13 protein-coding genes and 1 pseudogene are annotated in these 8,075 nt (G+C 58.3%); 11 read left to right on the forward strand and 3 right to left on the reverse strand.

Going from position 1 to position 8,075, the window contains the following annotated elements:
• A partial coding sequence (locus tag L9Z73_RS20850; RefSeq protein WP_247404897.1) for a DNA cytosine methyltransferase occupies nucleotides 1-1,508 on the forward strand: 1,508 nt, incomplete at its 5' end.
• Here the strand turns inward: L9Z73_RS20850 and L9Z73_RS20855 are convergent.
• Nucleotides 1,505-1,735 (reverse strand): hypothetical protein, encoded by a 231-nt coding sequence (locus L9Z73_RS20855; protein ID WP_247404900.1) that lies wholly within the window; start codon nucleotides 1,733-1,735, stop codon nucleotides 1,505-1,507. The two genes, L9Z73_RS20850 and L9Z73_RS20855, sit on opposite strands and share 4 nt — an antisense overlap.
• Before the next feature lie 73 nt (nucleotides 1,736-1,808).
• Here L9Z73_RS20855 and L9Z73_RS20860 point away from each other — a divergent pair, with 73 nt between their 5' ends.
• From L9Z73_RS20860 to L9Z73_RS20905, 10 genes are all read left to right on the forward strand, one after another.
• Nucleotides 1,809-2,288: a hypothetical protein gene (locus tag L9Z73_RS20860; RefSeq protein WP_247404904.1), complete on the forward strand. Its 480-nt coding sequence runs from the start codon at nucleotides 1,809-1,811 to the stop codon at nucleotides 2,286-2,288.
• On the forward strand, nucleotides 2,288-2,911 hold the full coding sequence (locus tag L9Z73_RS20865; protein WP_247404907.1) for a hypothetical protein: 624 nt from the start codon (nucleotides 2,288-2,290) through the stop codon (nucleotides 2,909-2,911). Before L9Z73_RS20860 ends, L9Z73_RS20865 begins: the two co-directional genes overlap by 1 nt.
• A 67-nt stretch (nucleotides 2,912-2,978) precedes the next feature.
• Entirely contained in the window at nucleotides 2,979-3,206 is a 228-nt protein-coding gene (locus L9Z73_RS20870; protein ID WP_247404910.1) for a hypothetical protein, read from the forward strand.
• Nucleotides 3,203-4,036: a hypothetical protein gene (locus L9Z73_RS20875; RefSeq protein ID WP_247404913.1), complete on the forward strand. Its 834-nt coding sequence runs from the start codon at nucleotides 3,203-3,205 to the stop codon at nucleotides 4,034-4,036. Before L9Z73_RS20870 ends, L9Z73_RS20875 begins: the two co-directional genes overlap by 4 nt.
• Nucleotides 4,037-4,086: 50 nt before the next feature.
• Nucleotides 4,087-4,275, forward strand: a complete 189-nt coding sequence (locus tag L9Z73_RS20880; RefSeq protein ID WP_247404917.1) for a hypothetical protein — start codon at nucleotides 4,087-4,089, stop codon at nucleotides 4,273-4,275.
• 49 nt (nucleotides 4,276-4,324) lie between these two features.
• Nucleotides 4,325-4,609 carry a hypothetical protein gene (locus L9Z73_RS20885; RefSeq protein ID WP_128593491.1) on the forward strand — a complete coding sequence of 95 codons (285 nt, stop codon included), beginning with the start codon at nucleotides 4,325-4,327 and terminating at the stop codon, nucleotides 4,607-4,609.
• Nucleotides 4,610-4,660: 51 nt separating this feature from the next.
• Entirely contained in the window at nucleotides 4,661-4,999 is a 339-nt protein-coding gene (locus tag L9Z73_RS20890) for a hypothetical protein (RefSeq protein WP_247404920.1), read from the forward strand.
• A gap of 232 nt (nucleotides 5,000-5,231) precedes the next feature.
• On the forward strand, nucleotides 5,232-6,437 hold the full coding sequence (locus tag L9Z73_RS20895; RefSeq protein WP_247404923.1) for a site-specific integrase: 1,206 nt from the start codon (nucleotides 5,232-5,234) through the stop codon (nucleotides 6,435-6,437).
• Between the two features lie 22 nt (nucleotides 6,438-6,459).
• On the forward strand, nucleotides 6,460-7,005 hold the full coding sequence (gene folE, locus L9Z73_RS20900) for a GTP cyclohydrolase I FolE (RefSeq protein ID WP_010566419.1): 546 nt from the start codon (nucleotides 6,460-6,462) through the stop codon (nucleotides 7,003-7,005).
• Nucleotides 7,006-7,105: 100 nt separating this feature from the next.
• Complete coding sequence (locus tag L9Z73_RS20905) at nucleotides 7,106-7,477, forward strand: glutathione S-transferase N-terminal domain-containing protein (RefSeq protein WP_247404926.1); 372 nt, start codon at nucleotides 7,106-7,108, stop codon at nucleotides 7,475-7,477.
• A 110-nt stretch (nucleotides 7,478-7,587) separates the two neighbouring features.
• On the opposite strand, the gene L9Z73_RS20910 is transcribed toward L9Z73_RS20905, so the two are convergent.
• Both L9Z73_RS20910 and L9Z73_RS20915 read right to left on the reverse strand, forming a co-directional pair.
• Nucleotides 7,588-7,914, reverse strand: coding sequence for an AtuA-related protein (locus tag L9Z73_RS20910; protein WP_247404929.1), 327 nt, complete (start codon nucleotides 7,912-7,914; stop codon nucleotides 7,588-7,590).
• Nucleotides 7,911-8,069, reverse strand: a pseudogene (locus tag L9Z73_RS20915) (acyclic terpene utilization AtuA family protein); the annotation flags it as partial. The pseudogene L9Z73_RS20915 and the gene L9Z73_RS20910, both read right to left, overlap by 4 nt.
• Between the last annotated feature and the right edge of the window lie 6 nt (nucleotides 8,070-8,075).

Consider the following 8,075-nt stretch of genomic DNA (forward strand, 5'->3'; position numbering starts at 1 on the left):
TGATAGCCAAGCGTGACAAGGCCACCGGCCGCGTGGTGAAACTCGGCGGCGAGATTGCAGCACCTGGTGAAGTTGTGCCGGTGGGCCAGCAGTTCCTGATCCCTGACCCGAAGCAGCGCGGCCGCACATGGCGCCGCTTTGTAGCCCTGCTGGAAGCCATGGGTTACGTGGTTGAGTGGAAGGTGATCAAGGCCTGCGACTTCGGCGCGCCAACCAGCCGGGAACGCCTGTTCATGATCGCCCGGTGCGACGGTCAGCCGATCGTTTGGCCGGAGCCGACCCACGCCAAGCACCCGGTGAAGGGCCAGCAAAAGTGGCGCACCGCTGCCGAATGCATCGACTGGACAATTCCGAGCAAAAGCATCTTCGACCGGGCAAAGCCGCTGGCACCGGCCACCCTGCGGCGAATTGCCAAGGGAATGAAAAAGTTCGTCATTGATGCCGCTGACCCATTTATCGTGCCGATCGCGAACTGGTCCGGCGAAAGCGTTCAGTCAGCACATGACCCGCTGCGCACTGTCACCTCTTGGCCGCGCGGCGGCTCGTTCGCCATGGCCAGCCCGATCATCGCGCCCGCTACGCATCAGGGTAGCGATCGCATCAACGACCCGGGCGAACCGATGCCAACAGTTACCTGTGCGAACCGCGGAGAGTTGACGCTATCTGCCGCCACGCTTGTGCAGTTAGGCAACGGCGACAAGCCCGGATCTGCACCGCGCACTGCCAACCAGCATGAACCACTCGGCACCATCATGGCGTCTGGCGGAAAGTACGCGGTTGCCGCTGCGCACCTGGTGAAGTTCCGGTTTGCAGATGAGGGCAAGGCGCTCGATGACCCGCTGCCGACGATCACCAGTGGTGGCAATTACCAGCGCCCAGCCGGCGCAGCCCACGCGATGGGTATCTCGACAGTGTTCATGGCCCAGATGAATGGTGGATTCAACACCACTGACGCCAAGAGCATCGAGGACCCAATGACCACGGTGACCAACACCGGCAGCCAGCAGCAACTGGTGACCGCGAATCTTGCCACCCTTCGCAAAAACTGCGTTGGTCGAGGCATGGCCGAGCCGGTGCCGACAATGACCGCCGGCGCCGAGCACCATGCACTGATCCAGTACACGCTTTCGCCAGAGCACGAAGAAGGCGCCCTGCGCGTCGCGGCGTTCCTGATCAGCTACTACGGCACAGAGAACGTAAGCGGCGCCGGCGAGCCAGCACCAACGATCACCACCAAGGATCGACTGGCACTGGTAACGGTGACGATCAAGGGCACGCCTTATGTGATCGTCGACATCTGCCTTCGGATGCTGCAACCGGCCGAGCTGTACAAGGCCCAGGGCTTCCCAGCCGACTACATCATCAGCCACGGCGCCGACGGCAAGCCGTTCACCAAGACTCAGCAGGTGCATATGTGCGGCAACAGCGTCAGCCCGCCGCCGATGGCAGCGCTGGCACGGGCCAACGACCCGTGGCGAGCGTATGAGCGTCAGGCAGTTGCGGCTTAAACGCGATCAGCAATCAGCCTGGTCCCCACCTCACGCCCAGCCACCTGCGCCAGACCACGGTCAACATAGGTTCGGTCACCCGCAACAACCGGCACCACCACTTCACCACCACGCTTTATCTCGACGTTGATACGCCAGGTCTCCCGGCCCTCATCGTCCTTGTCGCATTCCATGTAGTTCCAAACCTGAAAGCCTTCGATGTCATCGTAAATATCGTGCTTGGTCATGGTCCAGCCCATTTATAGGAAGGGACCATCGTAGCACCACACCACCCGGGCATGGCCCGGCAAGGAAATAACTATGCCCGAAGTAATGCGATGGAAGCTGAAAGGCTTCATTCCTGGAATAGAAGGCGTTTCGAAAGCGCTGTTCCAGCCCTGGGTTGTTCAGGCGGAAGACTTCGACCGTGTAACCGCCGAGCGTGACGCGGAACGCCTACGCGCAGATGTCGCGGTAGCCGATGCCAATGACGCAGAAGCAGCAGGCAAGAAAGTCAGCGAGATGCTTGCGACAAGGACCGCCGAGCGTGACGCGGCGTTGGCTGAGGTTTTGCGTGTTAAGCAGCAATCCGCACTCAGGCTGATAGGTCTTGCTAATTGCGGCATGAAACGCGAAGCCCTGCAACAGCGCCTGACCGCAGCGGATGAGCGGGTGGATGTGCTGGAGGGGTTAGTGCGTGAGGTCCAGAAGTCGGCGCGCAAGCAGGACTGGGCTAGCGGCTATCCGACCCTGTTCGCAAGTGTCGACGCCGCACTCAAGCCAGCGCAGGGGAAGCCATAGTGAGAAAGCTCCTGTTCGGCGTGGCCATCAATGATGCCGACTATACGGTTCGAGTGAAGGAAACCGTTGGCTACGTTGAGGGAAAGCAAATACAGAAAACCGTCTGGATGTGCCCTTTCTACGCAGCTTGGTGCGACATGCTCAGGCGTTGCTACAGCGAGAGCCTGAAGTCGGATTATCCGACGTATAGGGATGCATCGGTCTGCGAGGAATGGTTGAGGCTATCAACCTTCAAGGCATGGATGGAAGCTCAGGAATGGGAGGGTAGGCAGCTCGACAAAGACCTGATCTTACAGGGCAATAAATTGTACAGCCCGGCAACATGTGTCTTTGTAAGTCGGCAAGTGAATATGTTCATAACTGAGAGCCAATCCCGCAAGGGCAAGCTGCCAATAGGCGTGAGGCGATACAAAAACTCAGATAGATACCAGGCACGCTGCAAGAGCCTTGGTCGTGGCTCAGTCCATTTGGGCATGTTCGATAGCCCCGAAAGCGCTCACAAAGCCTACTGGGAATACAAATGCGGACTTGCCGAAGACCTTGCATTAGCCCAAACGAATCCCGCTATAGCCGATGCTCTTCGACGACGTTACGACCCACGGAAGCTAGAGGCCAAACCATGAAAGCCCAACTCCCCGCCTAATGCTGGTGCCTGCTGGCACTGGCACAACTGATTTGCTGAGGTGATTTATGACGGTGTTCAGCATTGAATATCGGCGCGAAGATTACACGCTTGCCGATTGCATGCGTCCTGATCCCAAGTGGGGCAAGAAAGGATTTACGGTGAAGTCGGAAGAGCTGGGTACCGAGGACATCAACGAGGTGGTGAAGGCCGCCCAGTATCCCGACTCAATTCCGAAAGGCTACAAGCTCTTCTCGGTTCGCAACGTATCCACAAATGAAACGGTGAAGCCATGACCACCAACCAAACGATTGACGGCGTGCCGCGTGAGCTGATTGAGCGCGTGACTAAACCGCTTACCATCCACGATGACTTGGCGGATCGAATCAAGGCACGAGACGAGCTGCGCGCCCTGCTGGATGCGCCTGCTGTTTCCACTCAGCTCTCAATTCCTTATGAATGCCCGCATATGATCGTGTTCGACGACACCGAGCGCGAGCATATGCTGTTCGCTGGTGCTGGTGCGCGTTATGCAGCGCTCAAGACTTGGGACAAAATCTCGACTTCCTGGAATGCCCACTTGTTCGTCAGGGTAGAGCGTAATTCCCGCGATGATCGCTACCCGTCTGGCGCTTTCATGCCATCCGCCAAGCCCCAGGGCGAGCCGGTGGCGCCGTGGTTCTACTTCGTCGAATGCGATGACCCGGATTATTCCGGCCTGTTCAATCATGAAAGCGAGGCGCAGACCCAGGCAAACGACCATGGTGGCGTAGTGGTCAAACTTTGGAATGTTCCGCCTACGTGTAGACCGGCAACACCCTCACTAGCTGGCTTTTGGCAGTGGCTCGATACTGCTTATCGTGACGGTAGCAAAGGCGAAGAAACACGATTTACGAAATACAACATGGAGGTAGCGTATTCCGCTGGCGCTAACGCCGAGCAGCCCGCGCCGGTAGCGGTGGTACTGCCTGAGCGCCTTGCGCAGATCCTAAAGTTCCTTGAAGGCGCCGAGAACCTGGATGGCTACTGGTTTGGCGAGCCAGGGCCTCACGGAAGTAAAGTTTGGTGGCGCGCCGAGCTACGCAAGGCCCTCGCTGAAACAAACCTCTTCGCCAAACAGCAGTAACCCCTCCCCCTTCAAAGTCAGCCGCTATAGCGGCAAGGACGAACTCGCCCATGAAAAGAACAGTCGTGCTCACCGGCAAAGCAGTCGTGAACTTCCGAAAGGTCATTGAGAGCGTCGATGACGATGAAGTGCAGGAGCTGCTGACAAGCAATGACCATCGGGAAATGCAGATTGACGACGATGACCTGCTAGATATCGAATGGATTCACGACGATGTCGATATCAAGGTGACGCCATGATCGCCACCCTCTGGTTCGCCTACGTGTTCATCTACAGGATGCCTGGGTAATGGCGTGCTACCGGATCTACGACAAGAACCGAAAGCCTACCGGGCACCTATGCGGAGACCTTGGCCCGCACTGCGCTGAATGCGGTGACGTTGGAACGCAGCTTTGTGATTACCCAGTTGGCGACGGAAAGACCTGTGACAGGCCGGTCTGTGAGTTCCACGCCACCGAGGTCGCGCCGAACGTCGATTACTGCCCAGCACACCATGCCGAATGGAAAGCCTTCCGCGATGCCGGTGGCGTGAAGCGCGAACTCGAAAACGTCGTCCCGTTCAAGGGCGCCTAACCCCAATCCCCCTACATGCCTGCCGGTGAGCGGCGGGCGAGGTATTCCTGCATGTTCGATTTCCTGAAAAAGCGCTTTCGCCGCAAGCCCGCCGATAAACTCGCCACGCCAACACCAGCCGGTCGATCTGCCAGCAGCTTCTCCGCGTCGTCATCCCAGCCAACCAGGAGCGACCCGTCATCGGATCTGCTCAACCCACTGAATCCGCTGAATCCGCTGAGCCCGTTCAACCCTCTCAATCAGGTCGACTCATACGACCCGCCACGCTCGAACAGCCATTGCGAACCCAGCAGTTACAGCAGCCATGACAGCGGCAGCAGCTACTCGTCGAGCGACAGCTGTAGTTCGTCCAGTTCGAGCGATAGCAGCTCCAGCTACAGCAGCGACTGAACCCACTCCCCCACCTTCTGCCGCCCAGCGCGGCGCGGAGCATCATCATGGCAGCAGCAGAGCAACTACCTGTTGAGTACTTGTCCGACAAGGTCGCGGAGAAGAACTTCGCGGAGATGGTCGGGACAACGCGCCGCGCGCTTCAGGGCAAGCGCCAGCGCAACATCATCCCGAAAGGGGTGTGGAACGAAATCGATGGTCAGATTTACTACAGCATCAGGAGATATGAGGCATGGCTAGAAAGCCTTTGGGATTGCCCGCCGGAGTTGAATTTGCAGGCCAGTCAGTCCGCATTCGCTTCACCTGGAAATTCAGGCGCTGCGAGACCCTCGCCTATCCCCAAACGCCAAAAGGCATTAAAGCGGCCGCAGATCTTCGCGCTACAGTAATCAGCCTGATCAAGCACGGCGTGATGGACGACAAGCGTTACGCCGAGCTTTTCCCAAATTCGACATATTCCACCTACTCTGCGACGCCGCTGTTTGGCGAGTACGCCCAGACCTGGCTCGACAGCCGAGAAGTAGTCGATGGAACCCGCAAAAACTACCGGATATCCCTCAATCTTTACTGGATGCCGCACCTCGCGCTGCTTCCGATTGACCAGATCACTTCTGCAACGCTCAGGAAAATAGCGGGAGAGACTCCGTGGAAGTCGTCGACGGTAAAACGATCGGCGATCCAGAGGCTGCACACCATGTTCGAGTGCGCCGTAAATGATGAGTTGATAACCAGGAATCCGGTCGGTTCGATTGAGCTGCCGGTGAAGGCAAAGAAACCGGTGGACCCTTTCACGGTAGCGGAGGCGGATTTGATTATCGGGCACCTGTACGAGGTGTTGACCGGTTCAATGCGGGTCTACGCGGCCTACTTTGAGTTCGCGTTTTACACCGGTATGCGGCCTGGTGAGATAGCGGCGTTGCGCTGGGATGAGGTAGATACAGAGGGGCGTGTCGCCAACGTGTGCAGGATCGTGGCTGACTACAAGATCGAGGAACGCACGAAAACGCGTGAAACACGGCGAGTCATGCTGAACAGTCGGGCGCTAAATGCGATTGAGGAGGCCAAGAGCGTGGCCGAGTTGAGGGCGAAACAGAGCCGGCGCCAGCATAAACAGTCGCCTTACGTTTTCCCGCCGACCAAGAACTTCGAGTTCATTCAACAGGCCAGCGTGACCGACAAGCACTTCAAGGCGGCACTGGTCGCGCTGAAGGTCAGGGCCAGACGGCAATACAACTGCCGCCACACTTACGCTACCATGTGCTTAATGGCAGGCATGAACCTTGGGTTCATTGCTAATCAGCTCGGTCACAGCGTGCAAATGCTGCTGACGACTTACGCCCGATGGATCAATTCCAGTGAAGACTGGAGCGAAGTCGGGAAGCTTGAGCAAAGCCTGATTGGTACAAAATTGGTACAGACCGAAACCGTACCCCTCTAGAACCCATACGGAATAACGCTCTGTGACATTGGAACAGAATTACACCGCGATCCTCGGCCAACTCGGCGAGGACGTTACCCGCGAGGGCCTGCTCGACACGCCAAAGCGTGCCGCCAAGGCGATGCAGTACCTTTGCCGCGGCTATGAACAGACACTGGAAGAAGTCACCAACGGTGCCTTGTTCAGCTCCGACAACAGTGAAATGGTGCTGGTCAAGGACATCGAGTTGTACTCGCTGTGCGAACACCACCTGCTGCCGTTTATCGGCAAGGCCCACGTCGCGTATATCCCGAGCGGCAAAGTGCTGGGCCTGTCAAAGGTCGCGCGGATTGTCGACATGTATGCGCGCCGCCTGCAGATCCAGGAAAACCTCAGCCGCCAGATCGCCGATGCTGTGATGCAAGTGACCGGCGCGCTGGGCGTGGCCGTGGTGATCGAAGCCAAGCACATGTGCATGATGATGCGCGGTGTGGAGAAACAGAATTCGTCGATGATCACCTCGGTGATGCTGGGTGAGTTCCGCGAAAACGCGGCCACCCGCAGCGAGTTCCTCAGCCTGATCAAGTAACCGGCTGGGTAGGAAAAAGCCGGCGTTCATCGCCGGTTTTTTTTCGCCCTCGTAAATCAAGTAAGATGCGGCCCTCTGTTCTGGGCAAGAGGTTTCAGCCATGTTCGTCAAAGCACTTCGAGTGGGCCTCGGCCACGTCATCATCGCGGGCGACTACATTACCCGCCCACGCAAAAAGCAGCGCCCCGCCGAGCAGCAGGCGCAGGTCAACGCGGCCGCCAAAGAGCTGACCCTGTATCAGTTCCACGCTTGCCCGTTCTGCGTGAAGACCCGTCGTACCCTGCATCGCCTGAATGTGCCGGTAGCGTTGAAGGATGCGAAGAACAACGAACAGGATCGCCAGGCCCTGCTGGAGCAAGGCGGCAAGATCAAAGTGCCGTGCCTGCGCATCGAAGAGAATGGCCAGACCACCTGGATGTATGACTCCAAGGTGATCATCGATTACCTGGACAAGCGTTTCGCTGCGGTCTGACCGACCTGCGCAGATCCACTGTGGGAGGGGGCTTGCCCCCGATAGCGGAGTGTCAGTTGATGTATTCGACGACTGACACTCCCTCATCGGGGGCAAGCCCCCTCCCACATTTAGTTCGGTGTCGGCAAATCCAGGTCCAGATCCAGCAATGCCGAACCCAGGCATTTGCCATGGGCGTCCAGCGCCAGCGAGCGGGTCACGCCGCCGCGCAAGATCCCCGGCAACACGAAGTTCAGCGCCTGGACATTGGGCAACTCATAGCGCCGTATCGGCGCCGCTCCCGGTTCCAACAAACCGGCGAAGAACGCCGCCACACGCTCGGCCGTGAGCTGTTCGCAGAGTCGCGGATAATCCTCGGCGCGATAGGCAATGATCGAGATATTCGAGGTGTCGCCCTTATCCCCGGTGCGGGAATGGGCCAGGGTATGCAGCTTCATGCTTCGATCCTCGGGTTGACTGCGTCACGCGGTAACAACAACGACGCCACCGCCACCACCTGGCGCACGCTCTTGCTGGCACCGCCGCCGCCGGACGGGCCGTTGGTGTAGAGGGTTTCCACTTCATTGCCGACCCGCACCGCTTCGCTGCGCTCAGCTCA

Source organism: Pseudomonas emilianonis, from assembly GCF_023072625.1.
GTDB classification, from domain to species: Bacteria; Pseudomonadota; Gammaproteobacteria; order Pseudomonadales; family Pseudomonadaceae; genus Aquipseudomonas; species Aquipseudomonas paraveronii.